15 protein-coding genes are annotated in these 20,630 nt (G+C 36.9%); 13 read left to right on the forward strand and 2 right to left on the reverse strand.

Features of this window, described 5'->3' with window-relative positions; translation table 11 throughout:
• From MHB55_RS06675 to MHB55_RS06715, 9 genes are all read left to right on the forward strand, one after another.
• Nucleotides 1–1,281 carry a dihydroorotase gene (locus tag MHB55_RS06675; protein ID WP_340862859.1) on the forward strand — a complete coding sequence of 427 codons (1,281 nt, stop codon included), beginning with the start codon at nucleotides 1–3 and terminating at the stop codon, nucleotides 1,279–1,281.
• A complete protein-coding gene (locus tag MHB55_RS06680) occupies nucleotides 1,278–2,378 on the forward strand; it encodes a carbamoyl phosphate synthase small subunit (protein ID WP_340862860.1) in 1,101 nt (366 codons plus the stop codon). Before MHB55_RS06675 ends, MHB55_RS06680 begins: the two co-directional genes overlap by 4 nt.
• Nucleotides 2,371–5,568 (forward strand): carbamoyl-phosphate synthase large subunit, encoded by a 3,198-nt coding sequence (gene carB / locus MHB55_RS06685; protein ID WP_340862861.1) that lies wholly within the window; start codon nucleotides 2,371–2,373, stop codon nucleotides 5,566–5,568. Before MHB55_RS06680 ends, carB begins: the two co-directional genes overlap by 8 nt.
• On the forward strand, nucleotides 5,565–6,341 hold the full coding sequence (locus MHB55_RS06690) for a dihydroorotate dehydrogenase electron transfer subunit (protein WP_340862862.1): 777 nt from the start codon (nucleotides 5,565–5,567) through the stop codon (nucleotides 6,339–6,341). The genes carB and MHB55_RS06690 overlap by 4 nt, the downstream gene beginning before the upstream one ends.
• Complete coding sequence (locus tag MHB55_RS06695) at nucleotides 6,338–7,252, forward strand: dihydroorotate dehydrogenase (RefSeq protein ID WP_154311171.1); 915 nt, start codon at nucleotides 6,338–6,340, stop codon at nucleotides 7,250–7,252. The genes MHB55_RS06690 and MHB55_RS06695 overlap by 4 nt, the downstream gene beginning before the upstream one ends.
• Complete coding sequence (gene pyrF, locus MHB55_RS06700; protein ID WP_154311170.1) at nucleotides 7,249–7,959, forward strand: orotidine-5'-phosphate decarboxylase; 711 nt, start codon at nucleotides 7,249–7,251, stop codon at nucleotides 7,957–7,959. The genes MHB55_RS06695 and pyrF overlap by 4 nt, the downstream gene beginning before the upstream one ends.
• Nucleotides 7,956–8,588, forward strand: a complete 633-nt coding sequence (gene pyrE, locus MHB55_RS06705) for an orotate phosphoribosyltransferase (protein ID WP_154311169.1) — start codon at nucleotides 7,956–7,958, stop codon at nucleotides 8,586–8,588. The genes pyrF and pyrE overlap by 4 nt, the downstream gene beginning before the upstream one ends.
• A gap of 442 nt (nucleotides 8,589–9,030) precedes the next feature.
• A complete protein-coding gene (locus MHB55_RS06710; RefSeq protein WP_154311168.1) occupies nucleotides 9,031–9,354 on the forward strand; it encodes a hypothetical protein in 324 nt (107 codons plus the stop codon).
• Nucleotides 9,355–9,703: 349 nt separating this feature from the next.
• Nucleotides 9,704–10,453, forward strand: coding sequence for a hypothetical protein (locus MHB55_RS06715; RefSeq protein ID WP_154311167.1), 750 nt, complete (start codon nucleotides 9,704–9,706; stop codon nucleotides 10,451–10,453).
• Nucleotides 10,454–10,645: 192 nt separating this feature from the next.
• On the opposite strand, the gene MHB55_RS06720 is transcribed toward MHB55_RS06715, so the two are convergent.
• Nucleotides 10,646–11,836: a coenzyme F420-0:L-glutamate ligase gene (locus tag MHB55_RS06720; protein ID WP_340862863.1), complete on the reverse strand. Its 1,191-nt coding sequence runs from the start codon at nucleotides 11,834–11,836 to the stop codon at nucleotides 10,646–10,648.
• Between the two features lie 114 nt (nucleotides 11,837–11,950).
• On the opposite strand from MHB55_RS06720, the gene MHB55_RS06725 reads away from it, so the two are divergent.
• Nucleotides 11,951–12,829, forward strand: coding sequence for a LysR family transcriptional regulator (locus tag MHB55_RS06725; RefSeq protein ID WP_154311165.1), 879 nt, complete (start codon nucleotides 11,951–11,953; stop codon nucleotides 12,827–12,829).
• A 293-nt stretch (nucleotides 12,830–13,122) separates the two neighbouring features.
• The gene (psiE, locus tag MHB55_RS06730) at nucleotides 13,123–13,602 is read left to right on the forward strand and encodes a phosphate-starvation-inducible protein PsiE (protein WP_340862864.1); all 480 of its coding nucleotides are present in this window, start codon (nucleotides 13,123–13,125) and stop codon (nucleotides 13,600–13,602) included.
• 133 nt (nucleotides 13,603–13,735) lie between these two features.
• Here psiE and MHB55_RS06735 read toward each other — a convergent pair whose 3' ends face one another.
• A complete protein-coding gene (locus MHB55_RS06735; RefSeq protein ID WP_340862865.1) occupies nucleotides 13,736–15,442 on the reverse strand; it encodes a transglutaminase domain-containing protein in 1,707 nt (568 codons plus the stop codon).
• Nucleotides 15,443–16,335: 893 nt separating this feature from the next.
• On the opposite strand from MHB55_RS06735, the gene MHB55_RS06740 reads away from it, so the two are divergent.
• Together MHB55_RS06740 and MHB55_RS06745 are read left to right on the forward strand one after the other, a co-directional pair.
• The gene (locus MHB55_RS06740) at nucleotides 16,336–17,793 is read left to right on the forward strand and encodes a DASS family sodium-coupled anion symporter (RefSeq protein WP_340862866.1); all 1,458 of its coding nucleotides are present in this window, start codon (nucleotides 16,336–16,338) and stop codon (nucleotides 17,791–17,793) included.
• A 40-nt stretch (nucleotides 17,794–17,833) separates the two neighbouring features.
• A complete protein-coding gene (locus MHB55_RS06745) occupies nucleotides 17,834–20,629 on the forward strand; it encodes a 2-oxoglutarate dehydrogenase E1 component (protein ID WP_154311161.1) in 2,796 nt (931 codons plus the stop codon).
• The last annotated feature ends 1 nt before the right edge of the window (nucleotide 20,630 follow it).

The following is a 20,630-nucleotide window of genomic DNA, read 5'->3' on the forward strand; positions in this document are numbered from 1 at the left end:
ATGACAAAAATAATTCAAAACGTTCAACTAGTAAACCAATCAGGTGAATTAGAAACTACTTCTGTTGTAGTTAAAGAAGGGAAAATAGCAGAAATCCACCCTACTCCAACTTTAGCAGAGGCACAAGAAATCGATGGTAAAGGAATGTTACTTTCAGCAGGTTTTATTGACGTACATGTGCATCTACGTGAGCCAGGTGGTGAACAAAAAGAAACGATTGAAACTGGTACAAAAGCTGCTGCAAAGGGTGGGTATACAACTATCTGTGCAATGCCTAATACTCGTCCAGTCCCAGATACAGCTGAAAACTTCTCACATGTACTAAACCTAGTAGAAAAAAATGCACTTATAAGAGTGCTTCCATATGCTTCAATTACAATACGCCAAGCTGGTAAAGTACGTACAGATATTGCTTCACTTAAAGAGCTTGGGGCATTTGCTTTAACCGATGACGGCGTGGGAGTACAGACGGCCGGGACTATGCTAGAAGCAATGCAAGAAGCAGCAAAGTACCATATTCCTGTAGTAGCGCACTGTGAGGATAATTCACTTTTATATGGTGGAGTAATGCATAAAGGGAAACGAAATGAAGAGCTTGGATTAAAAGGAATCCACTCTGTTTCAGAATCAGTACATATTGCGAGAGATATATTACTAGCTGAAGCTGCAGGTGCACATTATCACGTATGCCATGTTAGCACTAAGGAATCTGTTCGAGTGATACGAGACGCAAAGAAGGCAGGCATCCATGTAACGGCAGAAGTAAGTCCTCACCATTTAATACTTTGTGAGGAAGATATTCCATCCAATGATGCAACTTGGAAGATGAATCCCCCCTTAAGAGGAAGGGACGATATGATGGCATTGCGTGAGGGACTATTAGATGGAACATTAGATTTTATTGCGACAGATCATGCACCTCACACAGAGGAGGAAAAAGCACTAGGATTTGAAAAGGCTCCATTTGGAATCGTTGGATTAGAAACGGCATTTCCATTGTTATATACACATTTTGTGAAAACTGGAGAATGGACGTTAAAGCAACTTTTAGATTTCTTAACGATCAAACCGGCGAACGTGTTTGGCTTTGAATTCGGTAAGTTAGATATTGGAGCTCCAGCAGATTTAGTATTGATAGATTTAAATAAAGAACAAAAAATAGAAAAAGAAGCATTCTTATCTAAAGGGAAGAATACACCATTTGATGGCTGGGTTTGTGCAGGTTGGCCACAAGTTACTATCTTTAACGGTGAAATCGTATGGCAGGAGGAACAAGCATGAAAACTAGATATTTAATATTAGAGGACGGTACGGTATTTAAGGGGAATGCTTTTGGAAGTGAAAAAGGAACTATTGGTGAGGTTATTTTCACTACAGCAATGACAGGCTATCAGGAATCTATTTCGGACCCATCCAATTGTAGTCAAATTCTGACTTTCACGTATCCAATGGTTGGTAACTACGGTATAAATCCAGACGATTTTGAAGCTATTGAAATAGGCTTGTCAGGAATCGTTGTTCGTGAATTAGCGGAGCATCCATCTAACTTTCGCAACCAAAGTACATTAGATGAATTTTTAACATTAAAAAATGTACCAGGAATTGAAGGAATAGATACGCGTAAGCTAACACGCATTATTCGAAAGCATGGTTCACTAAAGGGTAAGCTGACAAACGCTGGAGAAGAAGTAAATGTGGAAGAAATTGTAGCTATACTAAAAGCTATTGAAATACCTAAAAACGTAGTCGAGCAGTCATCTATTACTAGGCCGTATCCAAGTCCTGGACGTGGAAAACGAGTAGTATTAGTAGATTTTGGCATGAAGCATGGTATTTTAAGAGAGCTAAACAAGCGTGACTGTGACGTGATTGTAGTACCTTTCAACACATCAGCAAAAGAAATTCTAGCAATGCGTCCCGATGGGGTCATGTTATCTAACGGACCTGGGGACCCAACAGATATACCAGAAGCAATTGAGATGGTAAAGGACTTAATCGGTAACGTCCCGATCTTTGGAGTTTGTCTTGGTCATCAGTTAATTTCTTTAGCAAGTGGTGCCACTTCATTTAAATTAAAATTTGGTCATCGAGGTGGGAATCATCCAGTAAAAGACTTAATTACTGGAAGAACTGAGCTAACTTCTCAAAACCATGGCTATGCGATTGATGCAGATTCTATATCCAATACTGAGCTTGAAATTACTCATGTAGCTTTAAATGATGGAACAGTTGAAGGTGTCAGACATAAAACATATCCTGTCTTCTGTGTACAGTTCCATCCGGAAGGTTCATGTGGACCAGAGGATTCCACACACTTATTTGATCAATTTATAGAGTTAATGAATAAAGAAAGCAAAAAGGAGACTTCACATGCCTAAACGTAAAGATATAAAAACTATTTTAGTAATCGGATCTGGTCCAATTGTAATCGGTCAAGCTGCAGAGTTTGACTATGCGGGGACACAAGCATGTATTTCCCTAAAAGAAGAAGGCTATAAAGTAATACTAGTTAACTCCAATCCCGCAACTATTATGACAGATACGGAAATTGCGGACAAAGTATATATTGAGCCAATAACTCTTCCATTCGTAAGTAAGATTATCCGTAAAGAGCGCCCAGATGCAATACTTCCGACTTTAGGCGGTCAAACTGGCTTAAACATGGCTATTCAGCTAGATGAATCTGGCATATTGGACGAGTTAGGGATAGAAATTCTTGGTACGAAGCTAGAAGCAATTCACAAAGCAGAGGACCGGGATTTGTTCAGAACATTAATGAATGAACTGAACGAGCCAGTACCTGAAAGTGACATTATCCACAATCTTGAGGAAGCAAAAACCTTTGTGGAGCGTATTGGATACCCAGTAATCGTAAGACCAGCATTCACATTAGGTGGAACTGGAGGGGGTATTTGCCATAATGATGCAGACCTAGTCGAAATCGTTACAAGTGGTTTAAAGTATAGTCCCGTGACTCAATGTCTATTGGAGAAATCCATTGCTGGCTATAAAGAAATAGAATATGAGGTAATGAGAGATTCTTCTGACAATGCAATCGTCGTATGTAATATGGAAAACGTAGACCCAGTAGGGATTCATACTGGAGATTCAATTGTAGTGGCTCCGACACAAACATTATCTGATCGTGAAAACCAAATGCTTCGAAATGTATCCTTAAAGATTATTCGTGCTTTGAAAATAGAAGGTGGATGTAACGTACAACTTGCTTTAGATCCACATAGCTTCAATTACTATATTATTGAGGTTAACCCACGTGTAAGCCGTTCATCTGCGCTTGCTTCAAAGGCGACAGGTTATCCAATTGCAAAGCTCGCAGCAAAAATAGCGGTAGGACTTACATTAGATGAAATGATGAATCCTGTCACTGGAAAAACATATGCTTGCTTCGAGCCAGCTTTAGATTATATTGTAGCGAAAATACCTAGATGGCCATTTGACAAATTTGAATCAGCTAAACGTAATCTTGGAACCCAAATGAAGGCAACAGGAGAAGTAATGTCCCTTGGTCGTACTTTTGAAGAAGCAATTCTAAAATCAGTTCGCTCTTTGGAAACAGGTCACTTTCATCTTGAAATGAAAAATAGTGATTCTATTACAGATGAATGGATTGCTAAGAGAATTCGCCGCGCAGGAGATGAGCGCTTATTCTTTATCGGTGAAGCTTTACGCCGTGGAGTGACAATCGAGCAAATTCATGCGTGGAGTCAAATTGATTTATTTTTCTTAAATAAATTACAAAATATCGTTAAATATGAAAAGGTAATTCAAGATAATCCTTTCAATAAGGAAATTTTATATAAATCAAAGAGAATGGGTTTTGCAGACAAAACAATCGCAAAATATTGGAATGTGAAAGAGATAGAAGTATATAACTTTAAAAAGGAAAGCGGTATTGTCCCAGTTTATAAAATGGTAGATACATGTGCAGGAGAGTTTGAATCAGAAACGCCTTATTTCTATGGAACGTATGAAGAGGAAAATGAATCTATTCGTACGGATAAAGAAAGCGTGATTGTGCTTGGTTCTGGTCCAATTAGAATCGGGCAAGGTGTAGAATTCGACTATGCAACTGTTCACTCTGTATGGGCGATAAAAGAAGCCGGTTATGAAGCAATTATTATCAATAACAATCCAGAGACAGTTTCGACTGATTTCTCTATTTCAGATAAATTATACTTTGAACCGTTAACTGTGGAAGACGTTATGCATATCGTGGATCTTGAGCAGCCAAAAGGTGTAGTTGTACAGTTTGGTGGTCAAACAGCGATAAACCTAGCAGAAGCATTAGAAGAAAGAGGAGTAAAAATATTAGGTACTACTTTAGAGGATATCGATCGAGCAGAAAACCGTAATAAATTTGAATCTGCTCTTCACGAAATTGGAATACCTCAACCACTAGGTAAAACTGCAGTATCTGTAGAAGAAGCAATTGAAATTGCTAATGAAATTGGTTACCCGGTATTAGTGAGACCTTCTTACGTACTTGGTGGACGCGCAATGCAAATCGTTTATAACGAAGATGAGATAAAGCACTATATGGAAAATGCTGTAGAAGCGAGCCCTGAAAAGCCGGTTCTAATCGACCGTTATTTAACTGGAACAGAGGTTGAAGTAGATGCAATCTGTGATGGAGAGAATGTCTTAATACCCGGTATTATGGAGCATATTGAGCGAGCAGGAGTCCATTCAGGCGATTCTATTGCCGTATATCCACCACAAAAGTTATCTCAAAAGCATATAGACACCCTGGTTGACTACACAACAATGCTTGCTAGAGGCTTAAAAATCGTAGGTCTGATGAATATTCAATATGTAATTTCTAAAGATGAGGTTTATGTGATTGAGGTAAACCCACGCTCAAGCCGTACTGTACCATTTTTAAGTAAAATAACCTCTATACCAATGGCAAACATTGCAACAAAAGCGATCCTAGGACACTCTATTGTTGAACAGGGATACAAAACAGGACTGGCACCAAATAGTCCAGGAGTATTCGTAAAAGTACCAGTTTTCAGTTTTGCTAAGCTTCGTAGAGTTGATATTACACTAGGACCTGAGATGAAATCAACAGGAGAGGTAATGGGGAAAGATATAACACTAGAAAAAGCACTTTATAAAGGCTTAGTGGCAGCAGGTATGGAAATTAAAGATCATGGATCTGTACTAATGACTATTTCTGACAAAGATAAAGAGGAAGCAACAGATATTGCTAAGCGTTTTCACGCAATTGGATTCCGTATCATTGCGACAGAAGGGACGGCAAAAGCGATTCTATCCGCAGGTATTCCAGTAGATATCGTAGACAAAATTGGCTCGAAGGGAACTACTTTATTAGATGTGATACAAAAAGGGGAAGCTCAATTTGTTATTAACACTTTGACGAAAGGAATGCAGCCAGAGCGTGATGGCTTCCGTATTCGAAGAGAGTCAGTCGAAAATGGAATACCTTGCTTAACTTCATTAGATACTGCAGAAGCTATGGTTCGAGTAATTGAGTCGATGAGTTTTTCTACAGATACGATGAAATTACAGGAGGTTCGCGCATGATTAGACAAGAGCAAATGTACGTTGTACATCAGCAAAAGATAGCAACGAACATTTTTGAGCTTACATTAAAAGGTCAGCTCGTGCAGGATATGAAACAGCCAGGCCAATTCGTTCATATACGAGTGTCTGATCAAATAGAACCTTTATTGCGTAGACCAATTAGTATTTGTTCTATAAACAACGAAGCTTTAGAGTTTACAGTGATTTATCGTGCAGAGGGAAGTGGAACAGTTCTACTTTCGAAGAAAAAACCAGGGGATATTGTAGATGTGCTTGGTCCCTTAGGTCAAGGTTTTCCTTTAGATAAAATTACAGCTGGAGAGAAAGCTCTGCTAGTAGGTGGGGGTATTGGTGTTCCACCTCTTTATGAACTGTCCAAAAGACTGGTGGAAAGAGGTGTGCAACCCATCCACGTATTGGGCTTTCAATCACTAGATGTTGTTTTTTATGAGGAGCTGTTTAAACAACTAGGTGAAACTTATATAGTAACAGTAGACGGAAGCTATGGACATAAAGGATTTGTCACAAACGTTTTAGACAAAATTGCTGACGACTTTGTCATATATTATAGCTGCGGTCCAACTCCTATGCTTGCAGCACTTGAAAAAATGTATCCACATAAAGAAGGCTATCTTTCTTTTGAGCAACGTATGGGCTGCGGTATCGGAGCATGCTTTGCTTGTGTATGCGAAACAACGGAAAAAACGGATGTTGACTATTTGAAGGTTTGTTCTGATGGTCCAGTCTTCCAGTCAGGAGTGATTCGAGTATGAACAGATTAGCGGTAGAGTTACCAGGTCTGTCGTTAAAAAATCCAATAATGCCAGCTTCTGGGTGCTTCGGATTTGGTAAAGAGTATGCACAGCTTTATGATTTGTCTAAATTAGGTGCAGTTATGATAAAAGCTACCACACTAGAAACTAGACTAGGAAATCCCACTCCTCGTGTCGCAGAAACTCCTGCGGGAATGCTTAATGCAATTGGATTACAAAACCCTGGTCTTACAAAGGTAATGGCAAATGAGCTTCCTTGGTTAGAGCAATTTGATGTACCCATTATCGCAAATGTTGCTGGCACCTTAACGGAGGATTACGTTGCAGTTGCGGAAGCTATTTCCAAAGCTCCAAATGTGCATGCACTTGAGTTGAATATATCTTGTCCAAACGTTAAACAAGGTGGAATTACGTTTGGAACAGACCCTCAAATAGCAGAAGAGCTGACAAAAGCAGTTAAAGCAGTATCTTCTGTAGCTGTGTATGTGAAGCTGTCTCCGAATGTCACAAACGTTGTAGAAATTGCCAAAGCTGTGGAAGCCGGTGGTGCAGATGGTATAACAATGATTAATACTTTACTTGGTTTACGGTTGGATACTCGAACGGGCCGTCCTGTTATTGCTAATGTAACAGGCGGTCTCTCTGGCCCTGCTATTAAGCCTGTTGCATTACGCATGGTATATGACGTTGCTAATCAAGTTTCACTACCTATTATCGGAATGGGTGGGGTATCTAACATAGATGATGTTATTGACTTCTTATCTGCAGGGGCAAGCGCAGTCGCTATTGGAACAGCTAACTTTGTTGATCCATTCATTTGTCCGTCGTTAATCGAGCAGTTACCTGATAAGCTTGACGAGCTAGGGTATGAAACAGTAAACGATTTAGTTGGAAGGAGCCATCGATCATGATAAACAATCCGATTATTGCATTAGACTTTGCTTCTGCTGAGGAAGTGTACAGTTTTTTAACCCCCTTTAACGAATCTCTCTTTGTTAAGGTAGGAATGGAACTTTATATGCAGGAAGGCCCAGCTATAGTTTATAAGCTGAAGGAAATGGGGCATGATGTATTTCTCGATTTAAAGCTACATGATATTCCAAACACAGTTGGCCAAGCTATGAAAGGACTAGCTCGTTTAGGAGTCGATCTTATCAATGTTCATGCTGCTGGAGGAGAGGCAATGATGATTAAAGCTCGTGAAGGACTGGAAGCGGGAACCCAAGCTGGAAAAATGAGACCTGCTATTATCGGCGTTACTCAGTTAACCTCTACATCAGAGCAACAAATGCAGGAGGAGCAGCTTATCAATACTTCTTTGGAGGAATCTGTCCTTCATTATGCTAGGCTTTCAAAAAAAGCGGGATTAGATGGAGTGGTATGCTCTGTGCTCGAGGCAAAAAAAATAGTTGAATCTTGTGGGGAAGGCTTTTTACGAGTGACACCAGGTATACGACTTTCTTCTGGAGATGCACACGACCAGGTAAGAGTGGCAACTCCCTCTAATGCTAGAAAGCAAGGCTCATCTCACATTGTAGTTGGACGTGCTATCACAAAGGCGGATAATCCAGTTGAGGCTTACAAAACTATCTTTAATATGTGGGAGGAATACGCATGAAACTTGATCATAAAATTGCAAAGGCACTACTTGAGGTAGGAGCAGTAGAGTTACAGCCAAACAACCTTTTTACTTGGGCTTCAGGCATTAAATCACCAATCTATTGTGATAATCGTATAACTATGTCTTCTCCAGCCATTCGGAAAGAAATTGCAAATGGCCTTGCAGAAGCCATTAACAACAATTTCCCGGGGACAGAAGCAGTAGCGGGAACAGCCACAGCTGGTATTCCTCATGCTGCATGGGTAAGTGATGTGTTAGACCTTCCTATGCTGTACGTACGGTCGAAGGCAAAGGAACATGGTAGGGGAAATCAAATTGAAGGAAAAGTAGTACCCGGTCAAAGGGTAGTAGTCATTGAGGATTTAATATCCACAGGTGGCAGTAGCTTAACAGCTGTAGAAGCGTTAAGAAAATCAGGATTAGAAGTACTTGGAGTTGTAAGTATTTTTACATATGGACTTCCAAAGGCAGAGGATTCGTTTAATGAAGTAGGTATTAACTTTATTAGCTTGACTAATTATGACGCTTTAGTTGATGCAGCATATGAGGTAGGCACAATTACGGAGGCAGATATTCCTATGCTTTCTAAATGGCAAAATGATTTAAAGCACGGCTTGTTGAAATAATTTACTTCCCCGGAGATGTTAGAGGTTTGTAAAACATTCCGGGGTTTTAATGTTAAGTATTATTGTTATATTTATATGGGAAATTAAGTACTAATAAATTTTAACAAAAAAACCTCTGTAATTGACCTTCACAAGAAGCTATATCTTTAAAATTTTCGCTTCCATATGAAGAAATCTTTAGATTAACCGCAACTTCATCGCTATTCTCAGATAATCTTTTTATCCACCTTTTAAATAATTACATTCTTTTACCCAACTTGTTATAAAAACCTTAAGTACTAAAGATGATATGTTCCAAATTATGGATTAAAATTGGTGAACTTAACTTAAGTTTATTATTATTTAATAGGTAAAAAAACATAAGAAAGCCAAGACATACGAGAATGAATATGGTATATTTTTAATAATATTAAAAATAATTCAAACAAAGGATGTCGCAATTATGTCAAACACAAAAATATTAAAATGGGTTACAGGAGGATTGGAGGCACTTTTAGGGATACCAGTTCTAGGTGGAATTATAATCATGAGCTTTCTCTGGATACCTTTGGTAATTATGTTGGCTTTGCATATCGTTACCCTTGTCATAACGAAAAAAGAGGGAGGGGAAACTACGACTGGGAGTATTCTTGGAATAGTAACCTCTTGTATCGGCTTTATACCTATTGTTGGAATGATAATGCATATTATAACAGCCGTCATATTAATGCTTGAAGCGTCTAAGCCAGATGTTCACAAAGAAAGCATGTTCAACGAAGAGTTTTAAAAATATAAATAAAGACATACACTTAGCTTAGAGAAGGTGTATGTCTTTATTTGTTTATCCTAAACCCTAAAAATCAAGTGGAAAGAGGTGATGAATAGAGAATTTCCTTTCCCGTACTCTTATGGGCATATATATAACCCCCTAAAGCTTTTAATTACTTATAAATGTACAAAAATAGGGTTATGTTAGCTGGAGGACTATAAAAAGATGTATGAAAAGTATTCCCCCAAGTTTTGTTTATAGAATTTTTATTGCTTTCTTCTTAAACCAGTAGTATTTATCAAAAAATAATCCTTAATCAATTGGCCAATTTGTTCTTCATTAAGAAGATAACAGAAGGAGTTTTAGTATGATACGTGGCAGGAAGACGAAATGGGCTATTCCAATTTTAGCGATAATCAGTATTGAAATATTTTACATTATTATTCTCATAACCGGTTCATCAATTAGTAACTTCTTTTGGGAAGGTACCTATATGCCAACATTACTTTCCTTCATTCCCCTTGCGCTAGTTCTTACTATTTATTTTTCGTGGATAAAAAAATGGAGCTTTTATGGATTTAATCTCCAACTTAAAAGTGAAAGTCTCGTCTTTTTTTTACCACTTATTTTAGTAATCGTTATATTAAGCAATCAAGATTTTTCTAAAGAATCATTTTTAATGACCACTTTCCTTATTGCTTATGCTATATTAATCAGCTTTGTGTTACTAGGCATATTTATTGGGATAGTGGTTACCACTTTATTACCTTTAGGCAACATAGCTGCCATCTTAGCATCAGGAATATTGTATTCACAAGATGGGTGGTTTCTTCTCCTAACAGGCAACAATCTGACTGAGACGAGTGTTCATATTGTTTTATGCTTTTTGTTAGGCATTGTACTGGCTCAAGTATTTGTAATCACTCGAAATTTATATCCTTTATTTGTATTTCAAAGTTTATTTTCCTTGATTAATACAATGAGTATAGAGTCTTTCAATTTGTGGAGAGAGGGACTGGTTATATCATTCCTAGCTGTAACAGTGATTTTTCTATGTTTTTCTATTAGAAAAGATGAGAGTCTTGTAAGTCGATCATTCAATGAATCAACATTATGATTTGTAATAGGAAAAGAGATGAGAAATCATTTCTTTTCCTTCTCTTATTGGAGGGCAAATTTGTTTTCGATAGCCTTACGATTGTAAGATTAGCGATTTAACATTTAACTATACCTCGCTAATTTGCAATATATTAAGTACAAAAAAAAGAAGGCTCGAGACATTAAGTCCAAGCCCCCATATGTAAGGACGTTATTTAGTGTAATTATCAAAGTAGCCCTGAATATATATCATTGGAGTACCCTTATCTCCACTACCTGAGGTTAAATCAGAAAGCGATCCAATAAGGTCTGTTAATCTTCTAGGAGTAGTGCCTTGCGCCTCCATTGCACCAACGAGATCATCACCTTTGTTGTTAATATGCTCGGTAATTGCTTTTTTCAGTTCTTCGCCTCTCAAATGTGCAAAATTATTATCGGCAAGATATTTTAATTTTACTTCGTTTGGTGTCCCTTCTAATCCAGCAGTAAAGGCAGGTGAAACAACTGGATCAGCAAGCTCCCAAATATGTCCGACCGGATCTTTAAATGCTCCGTCTCCGTATACCATTACTTCCACATGTTTACCTGTTTTTTCTTTAAGCATATCTTGAATATTATCAACAATTGGTTGGCAATTACGCGGGAATAACTTTACACTATCTTCAGTGGATTTGTTGGACCCAAGTAAACCATATTCTTCATTAAAGCCACTTCCATCTACTGAATCAGAGAGTAAGTTATCCAGGCTATAAATTTTTTCTCCGCCATTGGATTTAAGGATTTTTTTCGTTCTAAATCTCGAATGAATATCACAAGTTAGTACGTTCTTAGTATAATCCAAAATAGATTTCGGGTTGTTAGAGAATATTACTTCACATTCAACTCCATATTCTTCTATTAGAGATTTATAGTAAGCAATGTAATCTACTCCAGTAAAAGGATGTAGCTTATAACCAAAGTGGTCACGGAATTGTTTTTCTGTAAGAACATCAGTCCAAGGGTTAACTCCCTTTTCATCTAACTCATCGATATCTACTAGATGATTACCGACTTCATCTGAGGGGTAGCTAAGCATCAAAACAATTTTCTTCGTACCTTTTGCAATACCACGTAGAACGACCGCGAAACGGTTACGACTTAGAATAGGGAAAATAACACCCAGTGTGGTGTCTCCAAATTTTGAATGAACATCTTTTGCAATTTGGTCAATGGTTGCATAATTTCCTTGAGCACGTGCAACGATCGATTCAGTCACTGTCACGATATCTTGATCGTTAATAGAAAAACCTTCCACTTCTGAAGCTTTTAAAACGCTATCTACAACAATCTCTTCAATATTGTCACCTTTATTTATAATAGGGCCACGAAGACCTCTAACAACTGTACCAACTACTCTTTCCAAATTGAACGCTCCTTCAACTGTAATATATATATATTATTTCCACTTGTAATATTACTCAATACAATGATATAAGTAAAATTAATATATATAATAATAGATATAAGAGGTGCTTATATGTCAGAGAAACTGGATTTATATAAAATATTTTGTGTGGTTAGTAAAAGTAGTAGCTTCTCAAAGGCTGCAAAAGATTTGTTTATGACACAACCAGCAATTAGCCAAGCAATTATGCAACTTGAAAGAGAACTAGACACAAGGTTGTTTTATCGAACAACTAAGGGAGTAACTTTGACAACAGAGGGCTCTGTATTGTTTGAATATGCTAGCTCTGCCTTGAAACTAATTGATACAGGGGAGGAAAAAATACTAGAATTTAAAAATCTAACAGCAGGGGAGCTTAAAATTGGGGTAGGAGATACAATTTCACGATTTTTCTTGCTCCCTTACTTAGAAGAATTTCATAATAAATATCCTAGTATTAAATTTACAATTGTGAATGGTACAACAACAGAGCTTTGTGCCATCTTAAAAGCAGGCGAGGTGGATATTGCTTTTTGCAATTTTCCAGTAGAGGACGATAGTCTTGGACAAAGACCTTGCTTAGAGGTGCAGGACATTTTTGTTTATGGGGAAAAGTTTAATAAAGTCTTGTCAAAGCCAATTAGTTTAAATGAGCTAGTAAAATTACCTTTAATATTTCTCGAGTCAAAATCTATTTCTAGACGATATGTAGAAGATTATATGCTCACAAAAGGAGTGAAAATTTCTCCCGAGTTTGAATTGGGTTCTCATGATTTATTATTAGAATTTGCTAAAATAAACCTAGGTATTGCTTGTGTGACTAAACAATTTGCTAAAGAATATTTAAATAAGGGAATATTAAAAGAGGTGCAATTAAAAGAGGACATACCTAAAAGAAATATAGGGGTATGCTTTTTAAAAAGAGTACCCCTATCAACAGCTGCCACAAAATTTGTCGACTTAATCGAATAGGTTAGATAAAAGAGGCTTGGACAAAACTTGTCTTTTAAATTCAAAACCCCCGGAAATTTTATCATTCGTAAAATTTTCGGGGGTTTGTTCTTTTATCCAATTCGTAGCAGTTTTTGCTCTTATCACTAGACATCTGATTCATTAAATAAAATTAAATAAGTTTTATCAACAAATAGACGCCTTTAAAAATAGACTGAATACCTTTTAAAGAAAAAATTTAAAATTTCAGAAAAATATAGACATGTTAGGTTATCTTACATTATAATAATGTATTATTAAAAAGGAGGAATTGAATGGTTAAATTTACAGCTATGTTATCGATCATCCCAAAAGCCTTGCAAGTTTTTTTAAATCTCTGTTTAGTCCTCTTGGCATTTATATTAGCATTTTTGCTAATGAAGGAACTTACAATTTTTATCCAAATGTTAGTCACTGTAGGTACCAGCGACTATAAGATGTTCCTTGCTAACATCCTCATATTCTTTTTATATTTTGAGTTCATCACCATGATTGTGAAGTATTTCAAAGAAGACTACCACTTTCCTCTCAGGTATTTTTTATACGTAGGTATTACCGCTATGATTCGCCTCATTATTGTAGAACATGATCACCCTATTGATACACTTCTTTACTCGCTAGTTATTCTCATTTTAATTGTAGGATATTTTATTATGAATATCACTCCTTTGGAAAGACCGAATAATCCGTGGTTTATAAAAAAAGGAGAAGAAGGGAGAGTTTTTAGGCTAGAGGGTAAAAATGAAGGTACTTGATAGCAGTCACCTTAAATATATTTTTTTCATAAAAAAAGACAAAGGCAGTTGAACAACAGGGCTTCCTTTTGATCAACTAGCTTTGTCTAAATTTGTAAGGTATTAGGTGTTTGAGTTTTTCTTAAGAATAAATTTAGTAGACTATACCATTGCGTGTATGGGTTTTGTTAAAATCTTCATCAGCAGGGTCAAAGTAATCTTCACTAAAGCTTGCTATAAATTTGTTTTCTTTAATATAGCCAGCCCCCCAGGTTGGATCCATAGTTAACCAACTGTCATCCACCCTTGCCTCAACCCAAGCATGCCTATCTGTTGTGTATCCTTCTACAAAGCGAGCCTCAATATGGACTGCTCGTAAAAGGGCAATTGTTAAATAGGCATAGTCCTGACAAACTCCCGTTTTTAACTCCAGCGTTTTTAAAGCGCTATCATCCCAATTAAAATCTTCATTTTGAAATTTAGTAACGTCGTAGGAAATATTGTTTGCAACAAAGTCATAGATGGCTTTTGTTTTATCTCTTTCGGAAACTTTGTCTTTTATGAGATTGTTTGCTAGTTCAATAATTTGAGGTGAATCTGATTCTACTCCTCTAGAAGGAAGGATATCTCGTTTATCTTGTTCTATAGTTGAAAGTACTTCAAATTTTGCTACCTCATAGTATCTAAAAAAGTTATTCTTTGTGCTAGTGATTTCAGGAACGCTAATAGAAATCTCATATTTTCCAGGACCAAACCTCAAGTAAAAAGAATGATCAAATGCATAATTACTAATAGGAATTACTTCTAAGGCTAGGTCTTCTCCTTTTTTAGTTTGTACATAGAGGTGAGTTGTTTCCGCTGATAGTAACGCTTCTGGATCGATAAAACCTTTTATATGAAATTTATGCCCGCTAACGCTACTAGCATAGATGGGCTCTAATAGATTAACTCCTCGTTCGGTATATAGGGAGGAGTAATGAATAGGCTCCATTTCTTCAATAGATGTATTTTCTATGAGTAAATCTGTTGCAGTTTTGTAATAGTTTTCTTTATCTGAATCAGGAATCATTACCTCTAGTGTATGTAATCCTTGACCATATAAAAGGGGAATCTTAGTAGTAAAAGTTCCATTTTTAACAGGAATCACTTTGCTCCATATCTGGCCATCCTTAGTCAACCGAACCATAATATCCTGGTAACCTGCGGCTTTCAGGATTTCCCCGTTCAATGTAAATACACCATCTTCTGCTACTACGTAACTAACCTTAGTATCAAGACCTAGTCCAGCTTCTAAACCAAGTGGTGTATAAGTAACGTCTCTTATCCTTTCTGGGCTGATATTAATAACCTCAAAGTTTGCTGTATCATAATAATAGTTTTCTCGCTCCGTGCTAGGGACTTGAACTTTTATTTTATATTTTCCTTCTCCGTTAAAAAAATGAACTGTTTGATTGAATTCCCCATCATTAATAGGAACGAAATAATTCTGTTCTTTTCCTGCAACTCCTACTTTTTCTGCTTGGATGTTAATCCATATATAGTGTGATTTTAAGTCATCTATTTTATCTATTTTCCCAGCAATGGTGATTTCTCCATTAGCAGAAAATTTCTTGTATTTTGGTTCAGAAAAAGTAATACCAAGCTCGCTTGCATTAGGGGATGTGATATCAAGCGGGAGGAGGTTTATGCTTTTGTTTTTTTCTTCTACTATCGCTTCATAATCATCTTCTTGCATAGCTATAGGCACAATATTGGTCTGCTCTTTTGTTAAGGGTTTTTCAAGAGAGCTGGAATCTTTATTGCAAGCTGTTAGAAAACATAGTAGGAAAAGTAGGGAAATTCGCGCTAACCAAGGCTTCATAGAGTTCCTCCTTTCATTTCTAGAGAACTTCTTCTTATAACCATTCTCTCATAAAAAATGGAAAAAGAGAGAATTATTTTAATCTCATTTATTCAAACACTAATTGAACTTATTTAAAATTATATGCGTTTTAAATGTGCCCGCTTCTTGAGCAGGGAGAAAAATCATCCCAACTCATGTGAAGTTCTACAAAGTCGTTTAGCTCACTGAGGACAGACGCATCGATTGATTAGCTAGACACTTAATAATTCGAATTTACTTATTAAGTACTATTGAAAAAGTGGATTAAATGTGAGTATATACCTTGTAAACCATAAAAAAATGACAAAAATATGAACAAAAGATTAAAAAATATTGAAAATTTTATGAAAAAGATTGGTATATATAAACAAAAAGAATTTGTAGAGGTATACTTATTGTGAATTAATTCACATTATTTAATGATATATAGTTCTTCCGAGCTTACTAAGTAACAAAGAAAGGTAGAGATAACCTAACTGAAATGCATTTTTAATATCCTTTCGGAAGAAAATCTAAAAGTTAATAGTACATATGCAAGGAATGACAATATCTATTACCCCGAGAGAGGCATAGTAGTTTATAGTGAAAAAATTAGAGATTTATTCCAGCTAATTAGATCTTGGATTGAGTCGGAAAACGCCAGTCAAATTTGTTTAGAAAGCATCGTATAAAAATGACTTCTATTAGCAAAATAAGTAACGATAACTAGCATGGATTCTCAAAGGGTCATAATTAATGGAATAGGTAAGATTTTTGAAGAATCACAGTAATAGAAAGTGTACCCCTATAGTTTGCAAAATAAAACTATATTAAAATTTTAAGATATATTCTATTTTACAATAATATTCTATAGAAATAGAGGAGGAATTGTAATGAAAAAGAATAAAACGTTTTTTATTCTCCTAGCTTTTGCAGTATTTTTAATTATTGTATTATTTCCCAATCCTGAAGGACTTCCGGTTGCAGGGCAGAGAGCTCTAGCTATTCTTGCGTTGGCGGTAATTCTATGGGTAACGGAAGCTGTATCGTTTCCAGTGAGTGCGGCAATAATCATTGTACTTATTTCTGTATTCATCGGTCTAGCACCAACCATCGATGATCCTTCAATAGATTACACAACTTCAGGTGCTTTAAAGTTAGCATTAGGAGGTTTTAGTTCCTCGGCTGTCGGCCTAGTTGCTGGAGCAACATTCATAGCTGCAGCAATGGAACTTACTGGATTACATAAACGTTTAGCACTGTTCATCATGTCTAAGGTAGGTACAAAAACGAAAAGCCTAGTTTTTGGAACAATAGTTGTAAGTATCGTGCTAGCGTTATTTGTTCCAAGTGCTACAGCTAGGGCAGGTACTATCTTGCCTATTCTATTAGGGGTTGTCGCTGCCTTCAACCTTCCTAAAACAAGTAGACTTTCTGCGCTATTAGTAGTCACAGCAGTTCAGTCTATTTCTATCTGGAACATAGGGATTAAAACAGCAGCCGCTCAAAACATGGTCGCTCTAGGATTCATTGAAGAAAACTTTGGTATCAATATTACTTGGGGTCAATGGTTTATATATGCTGGGCCGTGGTCAATTTTAATGTCTTTCGTATTATTCTTCATCATGAACAAGCTTATTAAACCGGAGCTATCTGAATTAGAAAATGGCGATGTAGTCATTAAAAATCAATTAAAAGAATTAGGTCAAATAACTGGTAAAGAAAAACGGTTAATCATTATTTCAATTGCTTTATTAATTCTTTGGGCAACTGAAGGCATACTTCACCCACTAGATTCAACGACTGTTACATTTATAGCTGTAATGGTTATGCTCTTGCCGGGTATTGGAATTTTCACTTGGAAAGAAGTCCAAAATAAGATTCCTTGGGGAACTCTAGTAGTATTCGCAGTTGGAATCTCTATGGGAACAGTACTTTTACAAACAGAAGGTGCATCTTGGTTATCTGAAAATACATTAGAGGCAGTCGGGTTAACAGAAATGCCACTTATTTTCATTATCATGGTTCTCTCACTGTTTAATATATTGATTCACCTAGGTTTTGCAAGCGCAACAAGCTTAGCTTCGGCGTTTATCCCTATCGTTATTGCGTTGGTGGTTTCAATGCAACCTACTTCGTTTAACGGTCCAGGTCTAGTATTGATCCAGCAATTTGTTGTTTGCTTTGGTTTTTTGCTTCCAGTTAGTGCGCCTCAAAACATGCTCGCATATGGTACTGGAGCATTTACAACAAAAGACCTTTTAAAATCTGGGCTACCAATTACTATTATTGGGTACGCGTTAATCATTATCTTCAGTATGACTTATTGGCAATGGGTGGGACTACTTTAAGACGAGGTACGAACTAAAAAGATTAGGATGTGTTAGTAAAATGAAAAGTAATTTATATCCGTGGAATGAATTTCAAGGTCCCAATTTGGCCTACCTTTTAGAACAGTATGATCTATATTTAAATTCTCCTGAAAATGTTTCAGAGGATATAGCGAATCTCTTTAAACAATACGGGGCACCGGTCGATTCTTTAAACAAAAATGAAGCGGTTGTAGGAAGAGGGAGTTCGGAAAACCTAGAAAAGATTCTTCGAGCTATTGAATTAGCAGATTCCATTCGAAGACATGGACACCACAACGCTAATATTTATCCGCTTAATAACGGCATGAAGGACCCTTCTAGAATTGATATGCAAGGATATGGTCTTTCTGAACAGGACCTTATGGATGTACCAGCTGTACTAATAATACCTAATCCTCCTGGTGACATAGTTAATGGTCTACAAGCTATAAATTATTTAAAGTCTATATACACAGATAATATAGCATTTGAAATTGGGCATATAGTTAACTCTGAGGAACGACAATGGCTTCAAAAAAAAATTGAAGGAAATGCTATCAAGGCAAATCTTTCGACTGGGGAAAAGAAAGAACTTTTGAAGCGTTTAACCAAAATTGAGGGCTTTGAAAAATTCATACATCGTACGTTTGTAGGAGCTAAACGGTTCTCTATAGAAGGATTAGATTCCTTGGTGGTCTTAATTGATGAATTAGTATCTCAAGCAAATCTAACCAATACAAAGCAGATTAATATTGGAATGGCACACCGTGGTCGATTAAATGTACTAACACATGTTTTGAAAAAACCTTATGAAATGATGTTCGCTGAATTTGCCCACGTTCCATCTGAATCTTTTTTACCAAAAGATGGTTCATTGGAGATTTCAGAGGGTTGGTATGGAGATGTGAAATATCATAAAGGGGCAACCTATCATTCAGGTGATGGAATGACCATTAAACTTGCCTATAACCCATCCCATCTCGAAGTTGTAAGCCCAGTAGTAACTGGTCAAACACGAGCAGCTCAGGAAGTGAAAAATGTTCCTGGCTATCCAGAGCAAGACAAAAACGCGGCTTTCGCAATTTTAATACATGGAGATGCAGCTTTTCCAGGACAAGGAGTTGTAACTGAGGTACTAAATTATAGTCGTGTGCGCGGTTTTCAAACAGGGGGCTCTATTCATATTATAGCTAATAATATGATTGGATTTACGACAGAGCAATACGATTCACGCTCCACTAACTATTCTTCTGACCCTGCTAAAGGATTTGAAGTTCCGGTTATTCATGTAAATGCGGATAATCCTGAAGCGGTTATAGGAGTAGCTCAACTTGCGTTTGAATATCGTAGACAATTTGGCAAGGATATAGTTATTGACCTCATTGGTTATCGTCGTTATGGGCACAATGAGATGGATGAGCCTTCGGTAACTAATCCAATGATGTACCATATAGTCCATAAGCATCCTACTGCAAGAAAAATTTATGGAGATCAGCTTGTAGAAGAGAAGGTAATTGAATCGACTGAAGTAGATGCACTAGATGAAATGATCTTAGAGGAAATGCAACAGGCATATGATCGTGTCAAAGAGTTACCTCAAACAACTGCACATGAAGTGATTATTCCAGAAGCAGTGTTAACTGGTTATCCCAAATTTACAACAGGAGTAGAGGGTGAAAAGTTAAGAAAGGTTAATGAGGAACTTTTAACTTGGACAAAAGAATTTACTCCATTTAAAAAGCTTGAGAAAATATTGAAACGCCGAGAAGAGCCTTTTACTAGCAATGGTAAAATTGACTGGGGGCATGCGGAAACACTTGCATTTGCCACAATCTTGCAAGAAGGAATTTCCGTGCGTTTATCCGGACAAGACGCTCAACGTGGAACGTTCTCTCATAGACATTTAGTTTTACATGATGAAAAAAATGGTGAAGAATTAATTCCTATGCATTTTATTGACAGTTCAAATGCATCCTTCGTTGTCTATAATAGCCCATTAACCGAATCAGCTATTTTAGGCTATGAGTTTGGATACAGCCTAGAGGACAAAAATACTTTGACAATTTGGGAAGCGCAATACGGGGATTTTGCAAATATGGCCCAAGTAATGTTTGATAACTTTATTAGCTCCGCACGAGCTAAGTGGGGGTTAAAATCAGGGCTTGTTATGTTGCTGCCACACGGTGCTGAAGGGCAAGGAGCAGAGCATACAAGTGCAAGGTTAGAACGTTATTTACAGCTTTCTGCTGAAAATAACTGGACAGTGGCTAATCTTTCGAGTGCAGCAAACTACTTCCATATATTGCGCAGACAAGCGGCATCATTAAATGAAGAGTTTGTTCGTCCGTTATTAATCGTTTCACCAAAATCTCTGTTACGAAATCCTTTAGTAGGTGCTGATGTGTCAGATTTGACTGAAGGTAGTTTCCAAGTTGTGATTGAACAGTCTGGTCTTGGTGGACAACCTGAAAAAGTGAAAAAAATCGTCTTTGCAAGTGGTAAATTAGCAATTGATTTAGCAGAAAAAATAAAGGACAGCTCTGAATTTAATTATTTGCATATTATTCGCGTGGAGCAGCTTTATCCTTTCCCAAAAGAAGAAATTACTGATATTGTGAAACGTTACCCTAATGTAGAACAACTCACTTGGGCACAAGAAGAACCTGAAAACATGGGTTCTTGGAATTATGCTCTTCCGTATTTGTTGCATATAGCAGATGGAAGAAACATTGTTTATACAGGACGAGTTCATCGTGCGAGTCCCGCCGAAGGTGATGCAGATACTTATAAAGTAGAACAGGCAAGAATTATAGAAGAAGCATTGAAAGGCTTGTAAG

This window comes from Psychrobacillus sp. FSL K6-1267, from assembly GCF_038003265.1.
Taxonomy (GTDB): Bacteria; Bacillota; Bacilli; order Bacillales_A; family Planococcaceae; genus Psychrobacillus; species Psychrobacillus faecigallinarum.